This is a genomic window from Ruegeria sp. SATB045, from assembly GCF_059613525.1.
This window is the reverse complement of sequence record NZ_JBXWSR010000020.1, coordinates 609,596-625,564: the sequence shown is the minus strand read 5'-3', so window position 1 is coordinate 625,564 and position 15,969 is coordinate 609,596. Positions and strand designations below refer to the sequence as shown.

General features: G+C 57.8%; 13 protein-coding genes. 5 read left to right on the top strand and 8 right to left on the bottom strand.

Going from position 1 to position 15,969, the window contains the following annotated elements; genetic code table 11:
* Nucleotides 1-29 precede the first annotated feature (29 nt).
* Both AC2FNR_RS10685 and AC2FNR_RS10680 read right to left on the bottom strand, forming a co-directional pair.
* Complete coding sequence (locus AC2FNR_RS10685) at nucleotides 30-413, bottom strand: bleomycin resistance protein (protein WP_496849027.1); 384 nt, start codon at nucleotides 411-413, stop codon at nucleotides 30-32.
* Between the two features lie 46 nt (nucleotides 414-459).
* A complete protein-coding gene (locus AC2FNR_RS10680; protein WP_496849026.1) occupies nucleotides 460-1,305 on the bottom strand; it encodes a HalD/BesD family halogenase in 846 nt (281 codons plus the stop codon).
* 424 nt (nucleotides 1,306-1,729) lie between these two features.
* Here AC2FNR_RS10680 and AC2FNR_RS10675 point away from each other — a divergent pair, with 424 nt between their 5' ends.
* The 3 genes from AC2FNR_RS10675 (at nucleotide 1,730) to AC2FNR_RS10665 (ending at nucleotide 5,146) form a co-directional block, all read left to right on the top strand.
* Nucleotides 1,730-3,481: an acetolactate synthase 3 large subunit gene (locus tag AC2FNR_RS10675; protein ID WP_170354479.1), complete on the top strand. Its 1,752-nt coding sequence runs from the start codon at nucleotides 1,730-1,732 to the stop codon at nucleotides 3,479-3,481.
* Nucleotides 3,482-3,548: 67 nt separating this feature from the next.
* A complete protein-coding gene (gene ilvN / locus AC2FNR_RS10670) occupies nucleotides 3,549-4,109 on the top strand; it encodes an acetolactate synthase small subunit (RefSeq protein ID WP_170354480.1) in 561 nt (186 codons plus the stop codon).
* Nucleotides 4,110-4,399: 290 nt separating this feature from the next.
* Nucleotides 4,400-5,146: a helix-turn-helix domain-containing protein gene (locus AC2FNR_RS10665; protein WP_480865748.1), complete on the top strand. Its 747-nt coding sequence runs from the start codon at nucleotides 4,400-4,402 to the stop codon at nucleotides 5,144-5,146.
* 12 nt (nucleotides 5,147-5,158) lie between these two features.
* Here the strand turns inward: AC2FNR_RS10665 and AC2FNR_RS10660 are convergent, their stop codons facing one another.
* The 6 genes from AC2FNR_RS10660 to AC2FNR_RS10635 form a co-directional block, all read right to left on the bottom strand.
* Entirely contained in the window at nucleotides 5,159-5,947 is a 789-nt protein-coding gene (locus tag AC2FNR_RS10660) for a DUF2189 domain-containing protein (protein WP_480865750.1), read from the bottom strand.
* A 28-nt stretch (nucleotides 5,948-5,975) separates the two neighbouring features.
* Nucleotides 5,976-7,373: an amidase gene (locus AC2FNR_RS10655; protein ID WP_496849025.1), complete on the bottom strand. Its 1,398-nt coding sequence runs from the start codon at nucleotides 7,371-7,373 to the stop codon at nucleotides 5,976-5,978.
* A gap of 184 nt (nucleotides 7,374-7,557) precedes the next feature.
* Nucleotides 7,558-8,682, bottom strand: coding sequence for a peptide chain release factor 2 (prfB, locus tag AC2FNR_RS10650; RefSeq protein WP_170752641.1), 1,125 nt, complete (start codon nucleotides 8,680-8,682; stop codon nucleotides 7,558-7,560).
* An 83-nt stretch (nucleotides 8,683-8,765) separates the two neighbouring features.
* A complete protein-coding gene (locus AC2FNR_RS10645) occupies nucleotides 8,766-11,252 on the bottom strand; it encodes a penicillin-binding protein 1A (protein ID WP_496849024.1) in 2,487 nt (828 codons plus the stop codon).
* 95 nt (nucleotides 11,253-11,347) lie between these two features.
* Complete coding sequence (locus AC2FNR_RS10640) at nucleotides 11,348-12,568, bottom strand: N-acetylmuramoyl-L-alanine amidase (protein WP_496849023.1); 1,221 nt, start codon at nucleotides 12,566-12,568, stop codon at nucleotides 11,348-11,350.
* Nucleotides 12,569-12,634: 66 nt separating this feature from the next.
* Entirely contained in the window at nucleotides 12,635-13,798 is a 1,164-nt protein-coding gene (locus AC2FNR_RS10635; protein WP_496849022.1) for a pyridoxal phosphate-dependent aminotransferase, read from the bottom strand.
* Between AC2FNR_RS10635 and AC2FNR_RS10630 the strand changes: the two genes are divergently transcribed.
* A complete protein-coding gene (locus AC2FNR_RS10630; protein ID WP_496849021.1) occupies nucleotides 13,797-15,179 on the top strand; it encodes a M48 family metalloprotease in 1,383 nt (460 codons plus the stop codon). The genes AC2FNR_RS10635 and AC2FNR_RS10630 overlap by 2 nt on opposite strands.
* Complete coding sequence (locus tag AC2FNR_RS10625) at nucleotides 15,176-15,934, top strand: DsbA family protein (protein ID WP_480865760.1); 759 nt, start codon at nucleotides 15,176-15,178, stop codon at nucleotides 15,932-15,934. The genes AC2FNR_RS10630 and AC2FNR_RS10625 overlap by 4 nt, the downstream gene beginning before the upstream one ends.
* Nucleotides 15,935-15,969 lie beyond the last annotated feature (35 nt).

The following is a 15,969-nucleotide window of genomic DNA, read 5'->3' as shown; positions in this document are numbered from 1 at the left end:
GCAGACGCATTGACAACGGGCGGGAGCACTCAGCCCCGTGGCCTGATGTCCTGTCCGAAAAACACCAGCGTTCCATCTTCATCAATGACGTGAAACTCGCGCTGCTGATAGGGTTGGTCAAATGGTGGCCGCACGCGTCCCTCGGGCAAACTCTCCAACCCCGCGCGTAGGGTTTCATACAGCGCGTCAACATCATCCACGTCTAAGTAGAACGATTGCTCGTCGCCTAACTGTCGTCGGTCTTCGCGCGGCGGGCATTCCAGCAAACGAACGGCCACTGGGCCAAGCGACAGAAACGCGTAATTGTCTTGCCGAAACCCGCAGGCAAACCCAAGACGGTCGCAATAGAAGTCTATCTGCTTTTGCAACGAAGAGCACAATACAAATGGAGTGAGCTGCAATATTTCAGGCATACGCGCCTCCGGCGGAAAATCTATCTCACGCGCAGGCTACCACGTTTCAATCCAGCAATGGATCGTTTCTCAGCCCCTCCCGATCATGGTGATGTTGTAGCACCCGACCATAGAGCTGTTTGGTTCGCTCAACGCTGCCACACATCCCTTCGGCTTCGGCGAATGAGAAAATGCCGACGTAACGGCTGCGCGGCCCTTTCACAGGGGCCACCCGGTGCAACGCGTACCGCCCACGGAATATCTGCAGATCGCCAGGAAGCAGTTCCAATTCACGGACCCTTGCCCTGCTTCCGTCAAGAATCGAAGCGACCGATTCAAACTGCTCGTCCTCGGCGGTTCGAAGGTTCGGGACGTATTCGAACGCACCGCCTGCCTCACCATTTTGAATGGCCAGTGTGACCGTGTAGTTGTTGGTGTCGAAATGCCATGGAAAACCCTGCCCCTCCTCCACAACGTTGATAATCACATCCGCCAACGGGTCATCGTAGCGAAAGAACTTGTCTTCCGGTTCGTTCAGCGCCGCCCGGATAAAAGGCAAAAAAGGTTCAGACTCATATATACGCCTCAGCGGCCCGGAATTCGGTAAATTATCCGCAGGCACAAACGCGTTCGAACGTTCATAAAACTGCCGCACCGGGTGGGATCTTTCCAGCGTAGGATCGTCCTGCGTGAAATAGGCGTTCGTCCGGTTGAACGAGCGATGGGCGTGACCTGCGACACGCTCAGCCTCTTGCAACAGCGACGCGACACCTTCGGCATGAACGAACCCCGGCATGACGGCGCAGCCATCCTGATCAAGTTCTTTTCGCAGATCGTTGATTAACTGCTCATATGCCCGCGAGTCCGGACAATCTATCGGATACCGTCCCAGATCAATCAGATCATGCAGCATGGCCTGCCTCCGTTGCCAGCAAAGGTCTGGGTCAGGTTGCCTCAGCTTTGAGCCGCAATCATGCTCGTTTCGGACATCGTCGTGACGCTTTTGAGCACAAGCGAAACAGGCGAATGCAGGGAATCAGCACCCCTATTTCGCAAAAATTCCAGACACGCGGCAATCTGCGCAATAAAATGTCGCAAAATTCACTGCCTGAGATAGAAAATTGGTGCGATTGCCTGTTGACGCCCCGTCGCGCCGCCCATAATGTCCCTGCACGCAAAAAAGGAGCCTCTGGCGATGAAAGCGCTAGTCGTAATCGTAGGAAACACGCGCATGGGCCGGTGACGGTAAACCATAATCCAACCCATGCGCCTCCGAAAATCTCGGGGGCTTTTTTTTGGCAACACGCAAGACACATGTCGCGAACGGAGCAAAGCAGATGACACGTGAGATGACCGGCGCAAAGATGGTGGTTCAGGCCCTCAAGGATCAGGGCGTGGACACGGTATTCGGATACCCCGGCGGCGCCGTGCTACCGATCTATGATGAGATTTTTCTGCAAAACGACATTCGCCACATTCTGGTGCGCCACGAACAGGGCGCGGTCCACGCCGCCGAAGGCTATGCGCGGTCGACCGGCAAGCCCGGCGTTGCGCTTGTGACATCCGGCCCCGGTGCCACCAACGCGGTGACCGGCCTGACCGACGCACTGCTGGATTCGATCCCTATCGTCGTTTTGACCGGTCAGGTGCCGACCTTCATGATCGGTTCGGACGCGTTCCAAGAGGCCGACACCGTTGGCATCACCCGCCCCTGCACCAAGCATAACTGGCTGGTGAAGGACACGGACTCGCTGGCCGAGACCATGCACGAGGCGTTCCACGTCGCCACCTCCGGTCGCCCCGGCCCGGTGCTGATCGACATCCCGAAAGACGTGCAATTCGCCTCAGGTGAGTATTCCGGGCCGAAACCCTCGACCTCGCATTACCAACCGGTTCTGAAAGGCGATCTGGAAGAGATCACCGAGCTGGTCGCGGCGATTGAAACAGCCAAAAAGCCCGTCTTCTATACCGGCGGCGGCGTGATCAACTCGGGCCCTGCTGCCAGCCAATTGCTGCGCGAGTTGGTGGATGCGACCGGCTTTCCCATAACGTCGACCCTGATGGGCCTGGGCTCTTATCCAGCCTCGGGCAAGAATTGGTTGGGTATGCTGGGTATGCACGGCCTGTATGAGGCCAATCTGGCGATGCATGACTGTGACTTGATGATCAATATCGGCGCGCGGTTTGACGACCGGATCACCGGGCGGATTGATGCGTTCTCGCCGAATTCGAAAAAGGCGCATATCGACATTGATCCCTCGTCCATCAACAAGGTGATCCGTGTAGACATCCCGATTGTTGGGGACGTAGCCCATGTGCTGGAGGATATCCTCAAGGTCTGGAAAGCGCGTGGGCGCAAGACTGATGCGGCTGCGGTTGCCAAGTGGCAGGAACAGATCAGCGACTGGCGCAAGGTCAATTGTCTGGCCTACACCAACAGCGAAAAGACGATCAAACCGCAATACGCCCTGCAACGTCTTGAAGAGCTGACTAAAAACCACGACCGCTATATCACGACCGAGGTCGGCCAGCACCAGATGTGGGCCGCGCAGTACCTCGGTTTCGAAGACCCCAACCGCTGGATGACATCGGGCGGTCTGGGCACGATGGGCTATGGCACCCCGGCCTCGATCGGTGTGCAGATGGCGCATCCCGACGCGCTGGTAATCAATGTCGCGGGTGAAGCCTCATGGTTGATGAACATGCAGGAAATGGGCACCGCCGTTCAGTACCGCCTGCCCGTGAAACAGTTCATCCTGAACAACGAGCGTCTGGGCATGGTACGCCAGTGGCAGGAATTGCTGCATGGCGAGCGGTACTCGCATTCGTGGTCTGAGGCCCTGCCTGATTTCGTCAAACTGGCCGAGGCGTTCGGGGCCAAGGGCATTCTGTGTTCCGACCCGGCCGATTTGGATGACGCGATCATGGAGATGATCAACTATGACGGCCCAGTGATCTTTGACTGTCTGGTTGAAAAGCACGAGAACTGCTTCCCCATGATCCCGTCGGGCAAGGCCCATAACGAGATGCTGCTGGGCGAGGCCGAGACGCAGGGCGTGATCGACTCCAAAGGTTCGGTTCTGGTTTAACAAAATTCGTCGAATTTTGTCGGGCGCTCCGGTGCCCGGCTTTCGCAGGATGATGAAAGGGACGTAAATGTCTGCCCTACATATCAAAAAAGGCTCTACTCGCCATTCCGCTTATAACCTACGGCCGACCTTCTCGGACGTACAGGAACGTCATACAATCGCGGTTCTGGTCGAAAACGAACCGGGCGTTCTGGCCCGAGTGATCGGCCTGTTTTCGGGTCGTGGCTACAACATCGAAAGCCTGACAGTGGCCGAGGTGGACCACACTGGTCACCTGAGCCGTATCACCATCGTCACCACCGGAACCCCGCAGGTGATCGAACAGATCAAGGCGCAGCTGGGCCGCATCGTGCCCGTGCATGAGGTGCATGACCTGACGGTCGAGGGCCCATCGGTCGAGCGGGAACTGGCGATCATCAAAGTCGTCGGCGAAGGCGACAAGCGGGTCGAAGCGCTGCGTCTGGCAGATATTTTCCGTGCCAATGTGGTCGACAGCACCTTGAATTCATTCATCTTTGAGATCACCGGTGCGCCGGACAAGATCGACGCCTTTGCCGACCTGATGCGCCCGTTGGGTTTGATCGAGATCGCCCGCACAGGTGTCGCCGCACTGCTGCGCGGCGACTGAATATTCTGTCCCGTCCACTGCGCTTACGTAGCGGACGGGTCAACTCGGGTTTGATAGCGGCCACACGCGTTTTAGCAATGTGTTGCCCAAAACGAGCCAAAACACCAAAAATTCCATACAATATACTTAAAAGACTATTGCTTTTACGCATCAGGACGTTAGCCTCGTCTTGTGACGTGGCGTTGGGATGCGCTGGTCAGGGTCCTCAGTACGATTGAAGCGCGATTGTCCGGTCTATTGCTCGGACAAACAGGGTGAACACGGCAACACATAATAAGACCGGGACAGAAATGACCAACGAAACCCGCAGCCCGGCTGAGCTGCGCAAGATGTTCGGTGATAATCTTCGACTGCTAGCATCGGACTACCCCTCGATTTCTGAACTGTGCCGTCAGCTTGGGATCAACCGCACTCAGTTCAACCGGTACCTTGGCGGAGAGAGCTTTCCCCGGCCCGACGTGCTTAATCGTATTTGCTGTTTTTTCGACGTGGACGCACGTATTCTTCTACGACCCCTTAACGAAATCGATCTACCTACACCTCATCCTGCTGCAACTGCTCTGACAGAATTTCTGGGTTCCGGGCCCGGCACTCTGACCGAGGACCTTCTGCCCGCTGGTTTTTATTATGTCTCGGAAACCGCTCTGGACGGGGCGCAAGCGACACGGTACCGCGTGATCCATGCGCGGCGCCTGCCGCAATGCACCATGATCCGCAGCTACGAACCGCCGACGGCCAGCGAGGCGACCTCGCCTGAGTTGCGCGAAGTTCAGGGCATCGCCGCCTGCGCAGGAAGCCAAGTCTACATATTGATGTCGAACCGTACGGCGCAAAACAGCAAAATTTACCTGATGACTCGCTGTGGAGGAGATCAGCCGGACACCTGGCGAGGTGTTGCGATTTGCTTGTCCAAAACCACGGCCAACGAGACAACCATGCGTCGCTTGAATTTGCGTTACCTTGGTACACAACCATCCGCAGCCATAAGCGCGGCCCGCACCGCCCGACGTGCGCATACCATGGCCTTGAACGCTTAGAATAAACGTGGATTAACTTGGCTCTGCAGCAGCGGATTCGGCTTGTGTGATCTGCCGATACAAGTGCCAGCTCGCATGTCCAAGCAGCGGCAAGATGATCAGCAGTCCAAGAAACCATGGGATCATGGCAAGAAACGTCAGCACGGCGACGAACACGCCCCAACCCAGCATCACCGTCAGGTTCGCACTAACATAGCTGTAGCTGGCGATCATCGCTGTCACGAAATCCAATTCCCGATCCAGCAACATTGGGATGGACAGTACAGTGATCATGTAAAGAAGGGTGGCAAAAACCGCTCCGACCAAAGTTCCGACCGCCAGCATCGTCAGGCCATTTACAGTCAGAAAAACCTCAAGAGAGGTAGAAACGTTGGTCATGGTCGACAGTCCCATGAACAGTGCAAAAATCATGTGGCCAAGGAAGAACCAGAACAGGAACATGACCACGATGATCGCACAAATTGAAGGCAGCTGACGTCGGCCCTGTTGCGCCACAACGCCGAAAATAGAAGCATAATCAAGTGGCTCCCCCAACTCCAACCGGTGAGAGACTTCATAAAGCCCGACTGCTGCAAAGGGCCCCAATAGTGGGAATCCGATCGCGGCCAGTACCAGCCAATACGAGGTCTGAGTTTGTACCGTGACCCACGCCATTGCCCAGCCTGCGAGGACATAGAAGCCTGCGAACACAAGGCCATAGACCGGCGCACGTCGAAAATCCGCCCAAGCCCGGCTCAAGGCTTCACGCAACATGTCTGTCGTAACCGGCCCCATTTTCGGAACTCCGAAAGGCTTCTCCATTCTGTCTCCCTTCTCCCTTTGTCGCTTATTAGCTGGCGGGTCTTTTTTGTGGCCACTCAGTCGCCGCATGATAGGCAGCCCCGATTGACAAAAGCTTTGCGTCCGTGCCGCGCGGACCGAAAATCTGCATCCCCATCGGCACGCCTTCTGGGCCAAACCCCGCCGGCACTGACAGGCACGGCAAGCCAATCAGGCTCACTGGCAGAACAACTTCCATCCAACGGTGGTAAGTATCCATTTTGGTGCCAGCGATCTCAGTCGGATACGACGTTTCGATCTCGAAAGGCCAGACTTGCGCTGATGGCAGGATCAGCGCGTCATAGGTGTTGAACATTCCAAGAGCGTGCCGGAACCATTCTGAACGCATCTCACTGGCGCGGTGAACCTGCATTGCGGTCAAGGCAAGCCCCCGATCCAGTTCCCATTGCGCCGTGTCTTTCAACATTGATCTATGCTCGGTCAGAGGGGCAAGGCCGGCGGCTATGCTCCATGATCTAAGCACCGTCCAGCTTTCCCACAGACGCTCGGCTTCGAAATCAGGCACGACTTCATCGACCTGTGCCCCCAACCCGGCAAGAACGGACACTGCATCCCGACACAGGTCCGTTATCCCGTCTTCGAACGGATAGGCTCCGCCCCAATCGCCAAGCCAACCGATACGAACCCCTGTCAGGTCTTGTGCCTGAACCGGCCCAACGGGCTCAGGTTTCACACTGTAGGGCTGTCGCGCGTCACGCTCGGATATTACATCCAAAAGCAGGCCCAAATCTTCGGGGCAACGCGCCATCGGGCCGAGGGTCGAAAGCTGATGCAGAAACGCGTCTCCGACTGGTTCGGACGGAACCCTCCCCCAGCTTGGTCTAAACCCGTAGACATTGTTCCACGCGGCGGGATTTCGCAAACTACCCATCATGTCCGAGCCATCCGCCAGCGCCACCATACCGGACGCCAAAGCAACCGCCGCGCCACCAGAAGATCCACCGCAAGTTCGTGATGAATCATACGGGTTGCGCGTGGCGCCATAAACGGGGTTGAACGTGTGTGACCCCAATCCGAATTCGGGCGTGTTGGTCTTTCCGATCAAAATCGCTCCGGCCGCCCGCATCCGGGCAGCGATCATGTCATCCTTCTGAGGGATATGATCACGAAACAACGGCGACCCTTGGGTCGACACAACCCCGGCCACATTGACCAAGTCTTTGACCGCGATCGGAACCCCATGCAGAGGACCCCGCTTCGCCCCTTTGTCCAGCTCAGCCGCCTCTGCCAGCAGATCGCCCTGGTCCCGCAATCCAACTATGGCGTTTAAATCGTCATTCACCGCTGCTATGCGGTCCAACGTGGCACGCATCACTTCAGACGCAGAGACCCGCCCCTCGGACAATTCGGTCACCAACGCGGTTGCGGTAATCTGGCTTAGGTTCATTCGGATCTCTTCGGCTGACAGGTCACACTGACTCGATCAGCCTATCCGGGGCTTATCCCCATTTAAACCCACTGTTTAGATGTATCTTTTCCAGCAGCAACCACACGGGGATCGACTTCATCTGGCCAAAAATATCTCGGGGGAGTCGCGCACCGCGCGGCGGGGGCAGAGCCCCCTGCCCGGCTTAGTCGCCCTGCGCCTCGGACCGGGACTTACCAGCCACATCCAGCGCCAAAGTTGCCGCCATGAACCCATCCAGATCCCCATCCAACACACCCTTTGTGTCCGAGGTTTCATGGTTGGTCCGCAGGTCCTTTACCATCTGGTAAGGCTGCAACACGTAAGACCGGATCTGGTTACCCCAGCCCGCATCACCTTTGGCTTCATGAGCGGCGTTGATATCGGCGTTCCGGCGGTCCAGCTCTTGCTGGTACAGGCGCGACTTCAGCGCTTTCATGGCGATATCGCGGTTCTGGTGCTGCGACTTTTCAGAACTGGTCACAACGATACCGGTGGGAATGTGCGTGATCCGCACCGCCGAGTCCGTGGTGTTCACGTGCTGACCACCCGCACCTGACGACCGATAGGTATCAATCCGAATATCCGCCGGATTCACCTCAATCTCGATATTGTCATCAACCACGGGATAGACCCAGACCGAACTGAACGATGTATGCCGCTTGGCCGCCGAGTCGTAGGGCGAAATTCGCACCAAACGGTGCACACCGCTTTCCGACTTCAACCAGCCATACGCATTGTGACCGGAAATCTTGTAGGCCGCCGATTTGATCCCGGCCTCTTCACCTGCGGTCTCGGACTGCAGTTCAACCGTATAGCCCTTTTTCTCGGCCCAGCGGACATACATCCGCGCCAGCATCGAGGCCCAGTCGCAGCTTTCCGTCCCCCCCGCGCCCGAGTTGATTTCGAGGAACGTGTCGTTGCTGTCGGCCTCGCCGTCCAGCAGCGCCTCAAGCTCTTTCTTGGCGGCTTTTTCGCCAAGCGCCTTGATCGCCCCCTCGGCGTCGGCGACGACCTCGTCATCCTCTTCCATTTCGCCCAACTCGATCAGCTCAATATTGTCGCTGAGATCGGTCTTGATGGTTTCATAGGTTTCGATGGCATCGACCAGCATCTGCCGCTCGCGCATTAGCTTCTGTGCGTTCTCGGGGTTGTCCCATAGGTTGGGGTCCTCAACACGCGCGTTGAATTCCTCAAGACGATGAGGTGCGGTTTCATAGTCCATACGCTGCGCCAGCAGCTCCAGCGACTTTTCGATTTCCGCCACGATATTCTGGGTTTCGGCGCGCATGGTTACGTCCCAACTTGCTTGATCAGTGCTGCGTGATAGCAAGAGCATGGGACCGCTACAAGACAGAGCGGCCCTTAAAGATTTCAGTAAAGCCCGCCGCCCTGCAGATCGCCCTGGCTGGCGTTGGGGCCAACAGTGATCGTATCACCGGTCGACGTCGTCACCTGTCGGCCCGAGCTGGCCTCTTCAAACAAAGGCAGGTCCGAGCCCATCGCAAACCCACCATCGTAAACCCGGTCGATAAAGCCATCCACTCCATCGCGGAAATACTCGGCGACGACATAATCACCGGTTGCGTCCGCAGGCAGACGCGCGCCGCTGAAGCGGTCGATTTTGATGAAATGGCCACCCTCGGGCACTTCGAACGGACCGCCGCCATACTTCTCGGTGGCATGTTCCATGAAACTCTGGAACACCGGGCCGCACATTGTGCCCCCATAGGCACCTCTACCCATCGGACGCGGGCGGTCATACCCAATGTAGCACCCGGCCACGATGTTCGAGGTGAAACCAATAAACCATGCATCCTTGGATTCGTTGGTCGTACCGGTCTTGCCAGCCGTTGGCACTGGCAGGTTTACATGAGCAGATGCAGTCCCACGATCCACAACACCTTTCATCATCGACGTCAGCTGATACGCGGTGATGGCGTCCATGACCTGCCAGCGGTCGGTCTCGATGGTGGGCGACTCGTCAGGCTCCAACCATGCCGAGTTGCAATCCAGACACTGCCGGTCGTCATGGCGATAGATCGTCTTGCCGAACCGATCCTGAATGCGATCGACCAGAGTGGGCTCGACCCGCTCACCACCATTCGCAAACATCGCGTAGGCGGCGACCATTTTGTAAAGCGTCGTCTCCTCTGACCCCAGCGAGTTCGCAAGGAATGCGCCCATCCGGTCATAAACTCCAAACCGTTCGGCATAGCCCGCAACCACGGGCATCGTGACTTCTTGCGCCAAACGGATGGTCATCAGGTTCCGCGACTGTTCAATCCCGGTCCGCAAGGGCGTCGGGCCATAGAATTTATTCGACGAGTTCTTGGGCCGCCACAGACCTTGGGGTGTGTTCACCTCGATCGGGGCGTCCACAACGATAGTTGCAGGGCTATAGCCACTGTCCAGCGCGGCAGCGTAGACGAACGGCTTAAAGCTGGAACCCGGCTGTCGTTGCGCCTGCGTGGCGCGGTTGAAAACCGAATCCTGATACGAGAACCCGCCCTGCATGGCCAAAACGCGGCCCGAGTTCACGTCCATGGCAACAAAGCCACCTTGTACTTCGGGCACTTGTCGGGCGGACCACTGTCCTTCCTCGCCGGCCATCACCAAAATGACGTCGCCGCGCTTGAAATTGTCAAAGAAGTTGCCCTGCATCCATTGAATATCCGAACGTGGAACCGTGCCGTCTGCCGGGCCGTCTTCAATTCCTACGGTCAGAGCTTGCTCGGCCACGTTCAGCACAACGGCCGGATACCATTGCGTCGGTAGTTCTACATCGCGGGGGATTTCCATTGTGGCCATCGCCTCGCGCCATTGCGCCTCATTCGACAGGGCATCTTCGGCGATCACCTGACCTGTGCCGCGCCATTTCCCGCGCGACCGGTCGTATTTCTGCAGCGCTGTGCGCAAAGCCTTGGCGGCCTCGACCTGCATTTCCTCGTCCACCGAGGCTCGGACGGTGAAGCCGCCGGTAAAGAACTCACCCTCTCCGAAATCCTCGCTCAGCTGACGGCGGATTTCGTCGGTGAAATAGTCACGCGGCGGCAACGCGGTACGGAAGCTTTCGAAATCGCCGTTCTGGACCGAACGCAACGGTTGCGCGACCTCGGCCTCATAGGTGGCTTTGTCGATATAGCCGTTCTGGTTCATCTCGCGCAGAACATAGTCGCGGCGCGCCAGCAGGCGGTCTTTCTGACGGACCGGGTGGTAATCCGAGGGCGCTTTGGGCATCGCGGCCAAAGTCGCAGCCTCATGCGGGGCCAGTTCCTGCAAAGTCTTGTTGAAATAGGTCTGGGCAGCGGCGGTCACACCATACGAGTTCTGGCCCAGAAAGATCTCGTTCATATAGAGTTCGAGAATCTGTTCCTTGTCCAATGTATCCTCAAGCCGGGTGGCGAGGATGATTTCCTTGATCTTACGCTCTGCGCGGCGGTCGCCGGACAGCAGGAAGTTCTTCATCACCTGCTGCGTGATCGTGGACGCACCACGCACGTTTTCGCCCTTGGACTTCACCGCCTCAACACCCGCAGCAATGATACCGCGCGGGTCATAGCCCTGATGCGTGTAGAAGTTCTTATCCTCGGCCGAGATAAACGCCTGTTTGACCAGATCGGGAATTTCCTCGGACGGCGTGAACAAGCGGCGTTCTTGCGCGAATTCGTCGATCAAATGGCCTTCGCCCGAATAGATCCGACTGATCGTGGGCGGTTTGTACTGCGCCAGCGATTCATGGCTGGGCAGGTCGCGCCCATACATCCAGAAGATCGCGCCAATCACCAGCGCGGCCATGAAAACACCAAGGGTCACGAGGCTGAAGATCGCCCCGAAGATTGAAAATATGAAACGGATCACGTCACTGCCTTTTGCTCGCGGTGCGGTCTATATAAGGGCGCGCCTGCTCTGGGTCAAAACACGATGACCCATGTTAGCCGGATTACGCCGTAGGGTCACTGACCAATCAGGGACCGCCGGATCGCATCCTGCTGACGCCAATCCTCTAGCCCGTCACGGATCCCCCGCGCCATGCCCATGCGCCATTCGGGATCTACTATGTTTTTCAGGTCTCTGGGACTGGACAGAAAGCCCAGTTCGATCAGAACCGAAGGGATATCGGCCGCCTTCAGCACTGAAAACGACGCTGTTCTGATTGGATGGCTGTTCATCGGTCCGCCTTGCTGAGCCATTCCGTTGGCCAAAGCTCCCGCCAACGCATCTGTCCGCGGGCGGGTTTCCTGACGCGCTAAATCCAGCAAAACGTCCGCCACCTGATCGTCCGCACCACTCAGATCAATACCCGAGATCAGGTCGGCACGATCGTGCCGTTCGGCCAGTTTGTGACTGGCCACATCCGAGGCGTCTTGGGACAAGGTGTAAACAGCGGCCCCATGTGCGCGGCCTTCTGACAGGATATCCGCGTGCAGCGAGATGAACACATCCGCCCCCGCCCTGTGCGCAAGCGCAATGCGCCGCTCAAGCGACACGAAATGGTCGTCTGTCCGCGTCAGGATCACCTCATACCCGCCTTGACGCAGCAAAAGCTCGCGCAGTTCTCGGGCAAAAGTCAGCATGAGGGACTTTTCGTTCACGCCCTGAACCTCGGCCCCCGGATCAATACCGCCGTGTCCGGGATCCAACATAACACGCAGCGGACGCGGACCGTCATTGGGGTGAGCGTCGGGTAAATCAGCGGCTTCCGGCAGATCCCATCCCGGTTGTCGCGGTGCGCCGGCAATGGCGGCAAAGGTTTCCGCAGTCGATCGCTTAAGGCGCAAAGATAACTCAGCGGCTCCGGACGCGGAATCTATCCGCAGGCCCGCCGTATCGACGACCATTGGCGCGCCAAGCTCCAGCACCATCCGAGACCACCCCGGCACATAGGCCCCGAATTGCACAGACGTCACGCGATCCGCCTGCAGAAAGCTGTCGCTCTCAAGCCCGGTCCAATCGACCTCTTTGAAATCAAGGACGACGCGATAGGGGTTTTCCAGAGTGAACACCCGATACGGCACACCCTGGCTGAGACCAAGTTGTACCCGAACCCCAGCCTGCCCATCATTTCGGACATGGCTGTTTGCAGGTTCAATCCGGGCCAATGCGCTGAAATCATGCGCAAAGGCTGAACCTGCAAGCGCGCAGATGAGCGCTATGGCAAAAAATATCCTGCTCATGGCCTCGAGTTTTCCCAAGATCGTTTGCGCACAAGACTAACCGACCTGCGCCCACTTGTGAACGGCTTAGGCTTTGACCTTGGACAAACCCCGCTCGGTCATGAAGCGCGCAAGTCGGCTTAGGCCTTCGGCGATATCGTCGGTTGACCGCGCATACGAGAACCTCAAAGTCGTGTGGCCCCGCTGAGGGTCAAAATCCAACCCCGGGGTCACGGCGACACCTGCCTTGTCCAGAATCTCGGCGGCGAAGGCTTGGCTGTCATTGGTTAGTTCAGAGACATCCGCATAAACATAGAATGCCCCGTCAGGAGGCGCGATATTTGTGAACCCTGCCTTGGGCAACCCTTCCAGCATCAACGCGCGATTTCTGCGGTATACATCCAGATTGGCTTGCAATTCCTCGTCGCAATCCATCGCGGCCAGCGCCGCCACCTGACTGGCATGCGGAGCACAGATAAACATGTTCTGGGCAATCCGTTCGACCACTCGCACCTGATCTTCGGGCACTACCATCCAACCGACGCGCCAACCTGTCATCGAGAAATATTTTGAGAAGGAATTGATCACATAGCACTCATCCGTCAGCTCCAGCGCAGTGACAGCCTTGGCCTCATATTCCAGCCCGTGGTAAATCTCGTCACTGATGAACGAGGCCCCCTGCCCCTGCGCCGCCTCGATAAGCGCGCCCATTGCCGTGCGATCCAGCATTGTCCCGGTGGGATTTGCCGGAGAGGCCACCATCAACCCTTGCAGGTCCAGCCCCGCAAAATCCGCCGGCACTGGCTGCAGCCGATTTTCCGGTGCAGTGGGCAGGTCGACCGGCACCAGCCCCAAAGCCTTCAAAATCTGCCTGTAAGACGGATAGCCAGGTGCGCCGATTCCAACCCGGTCTCCGCTGTCGAAAAGCGCCGTGAACGCCAGCAAAAACCCCCCGGACGATCCGGGCGTGACCACTACCCGATCAGGGTTGAGGTCGACATCATACCATTCACCATACATCCGAGCGATGCGTTGACGCAGCGCAGGCATACCCAGCGCGACAGTGTAGCCCAGCGGCTCATGCTTCATCGCTTGGGTCAACGCGGCTGTCGCCCCCGTGGGGGCGCCGGTGCCAGGCTGGCCGACCTCCATGTGGATGATGGTGCGCCCGGCTTCTTCCGCTTTGCGCGCGGCCTCCATCACGTCCATCACAATAAACGGATCGACCCCGGACCGGGTTGAGTTTCGCATGCCCATCTCCCATGTTGCTGACATGGCTTTTGAACGTGTATCCAGGCTGGCGTCAATCCCGGCCCTGTTGCTGCTTGTAGCGACATGGGCCGCGACAGTTGTTCAATCCGCCGCGCAAAGCCTGATCCGCGACCCGGACATCGAATATGGCCTGCGAGAGTTGGCGTTTCCCGTGCTGCGTGCTGCGGGCTTGAATACCAACAGAGTTCAAATTCTGGTGGTGAATGACAGCACGTTCAACGCCTTTGTCATTGATTACAATACCATATATCTGAACTACGGCCTGATCCTGAACGTCGAGTCCCCCGAGATGCTGCAGGCCGTGATCGCCCACGAAGCCGCGCATATCGCCAATGGCCATCTGGCGCGCCGGGTTGAAAACCTAAAGGCCGCACAACGCAATTCGCAATTGGGAACAGCCCTTGCTTTGGTCGTCGCGGCCGCAGGCGGCGGCGAGGCTGCGGCTGGTATCGCCGCGGGCACATCAGGTTCAGCCTTGCGCAGCTTTCTGGGGCACACGCGGGCCGAAGAATCCTCGGCCGACCAAAGCGCCGCCAGTTACCTCAGATGGGCTGGCATTTCACCCAGCGGCATGGTTGCCCTGCACCAGAAATTCGCAGGGCAGGAGTTGCTGAGCGAGATCAACCAGGACCCTTACATGCGTTCGCATCCCACAAGCCGCGAACGCTTGCGGGCCGCCCAAACCTTTTTGGACGCGTTCGGGGATAGTGCGCTTCCAGATCAGAACGCCAAATATTGGTTTGCCCGTGTTAAAGGCAAACTATCCGCCTTTCTCAGATCCCCAAGCTGGACAATGCGCCGCGCCAAAGAGGAATCCGCTCAGGACATTCGCCTGATGCGCGAGGCCGCCGCCTATCACCAGAACCGGGACCTGAATAACGCGCGTGCTGCAATAAACGCAGCACTGGCTATCCGTCCTGACGATCCGTTTTACTACGAATTGAAAGGGCAGATCCTGCTTGAAAATCGGCAAGTGGAGGCAGCTGTCGCGGCATACCGCTACGCGGTCGAGATGACGCCCAATGATCCTTTAATTCTGGCAGGATACGGTCGCGCCCTTTTGGCGCATGGTGAAACGAAGAACGCCCTGCAAGTGCTTGAAAAGGCACGGGCAAGGGACTTCAAGAACGCGCGCCTACTACGCGATCTGGGCGTTGCCTATTCACAAACCGGCAATACCGGCATGGCATCTACAGTCACCGCCGAACGATTTGCCTTGCAAGGCCAGCTGGCAGATGCAGGTATTCACGCAAGACGCGCCGTCGGGCAATTGCCCGAGGGATCCCCTGGTTGGCAACGCGCACAGGATGTGCTGATTGCCTCGGAACAAGCAGAAAAAAAGAAAAGGAAACGGAAATGATCCTCAGACATGCTGCACCGGCCCTTCTGGGTCTTTCCCTGATCACCGGTCCCGCACAAGCGCTGGACCTGAACGCCATGAGCGATGCCGAGAAAGAGCAGTTCGGCGCTCAGATTCGGGAATATCTTCTGGAAAACCCCGAAGTGATCATCGAAGCCATCAACGTGCTTGAACAACGCAACGCCGTTGCCGAGGCCGCTGCCGACAAGGAACTGGTGGCCGTCAATGCAGATGAGTTGTTCAACGACGGCTATAGCTGGGTTGGCGGAAACCCGGACGGTGATATCACCCTTGTCGAGTTCATGGACTATCGGTGCGGCTATTGCCGTCGAGCCGTGCCTGAAGTGGCCGAATTGCTGGCCGAGGATGGCAACATCCGGTTTGTCATCAAAGAGTTTCCAATCCTCGGCGACGCGTCCGTCGTCTCGTCCCGCTTTGCCGTGGCGACAAAACACGTAGCTGGCGACGACGCCTATAAACAAGTCCACGACGCCTTGATGGAATTTGGCGGAGAGCCCAACGAAGTCACCCTGCGCCGCCTGTCAGATGGCCTTGGGCTGGACAGCGATGCAATCATGGAGGCGATGGACAGCGATCGTGTAACCGACGAGATCAATCAGACCCGTGAATTGGCGCGTCGGATGCAGATTTCGGGTACGCCCTCTTTCGTTTTGGGCTCCGAAATGCTGCGCGGCTATCTGACTGCCGATCAGATGCTGCAGATCGCAGACGCCGTGCGGGCCGAACAGGGTTAAGTTTGAACGCAGGCGGTGCGCATTTGTGCGCCGCC

Coding starts and splice junctions, on each gene's coding strand:
- AC2FNR_RS10685 (WP_496849027.1), bottom strand. CDS start 413: ATGCCTGAAATATTGCAGCTCACTCCATTTGTATTGTGCTCTTCGTTG.
- prfB (WP_170752641.1), bottom strand. CDS start 8,682: ATGCGCGCCGAAACCCAGAATATCGTGGCGGAAATCGAAAAGTCGCTG.
- AC2FNR_RS10635 (WP_496849022.1), bottom strand. CDS start 13,798: ATGCGAAACTCAACCCGGTCCGGGGTCGATCCGTTTATTGTGATGGAC.
- AC2FNR_RS10655 (WP_496849025.1), bottom strand. CDS start 7,373: ATGAACCTAAGCCAGATTACCGCAACCGCGTTGGTGACCGAATTGTCC.
- AC2FNR_RS10630 (WP_496849021.1), top strand. CDS start 13,797: ATGCCCATCTCCCATGTTGCTGACATGGCTTTTGAACGTGTATCCAGG.
- AC2FNR_RS10625 (WP_480865760.1), top strand. CDS start 15,176: ATGATCCTCAGACATGCTGCACCGGCCCTTCTGGGTCTTTCCCTGATC.
- ilvN (WP_170354480.1), top strand. CDS start 3,549: ATGTCTGCCCTACATATCAAAAAAGGCTCTACTCGCCATTCCGCTTAT.
- AC2FNR_RS10640 (WP_496849023.1), bottom strand. CDS start 12,568: ATGAGCAGGATATTTTTTGCCATAGCGCTCATCTGCGCGCTTGCAGGT.
- AC2FNR_RS10675 (WP_170354479.1), top strand. CDS start 1,730: ATGACACGTGAGATGACCGGCGCAAAGATGGTGGTTCAGGCCCTCAAG.
- AC2FNR_RS10665 (WP_480865748.1), top strand. CDS start 4,400: ATGACCAACGAAACCCGCAGCCCGGCTGAGCTGCGCAAGATGTTCGGT.
- AC2FNR_RS10680 (WP_496849026.1), bottom strand. CDS start 1,305: ATGCTGCATGATCTGATTGATCTGGGACGGTATCCGATAGATTGTCCG.
- AC2FNR_RS10660 (WP_480865750.1), bottom strand. CDS start 5,947: ATGGAGAAGCCTTTCGGAGTTCCGAAAATGGGGCCGGTTACGACAGAC.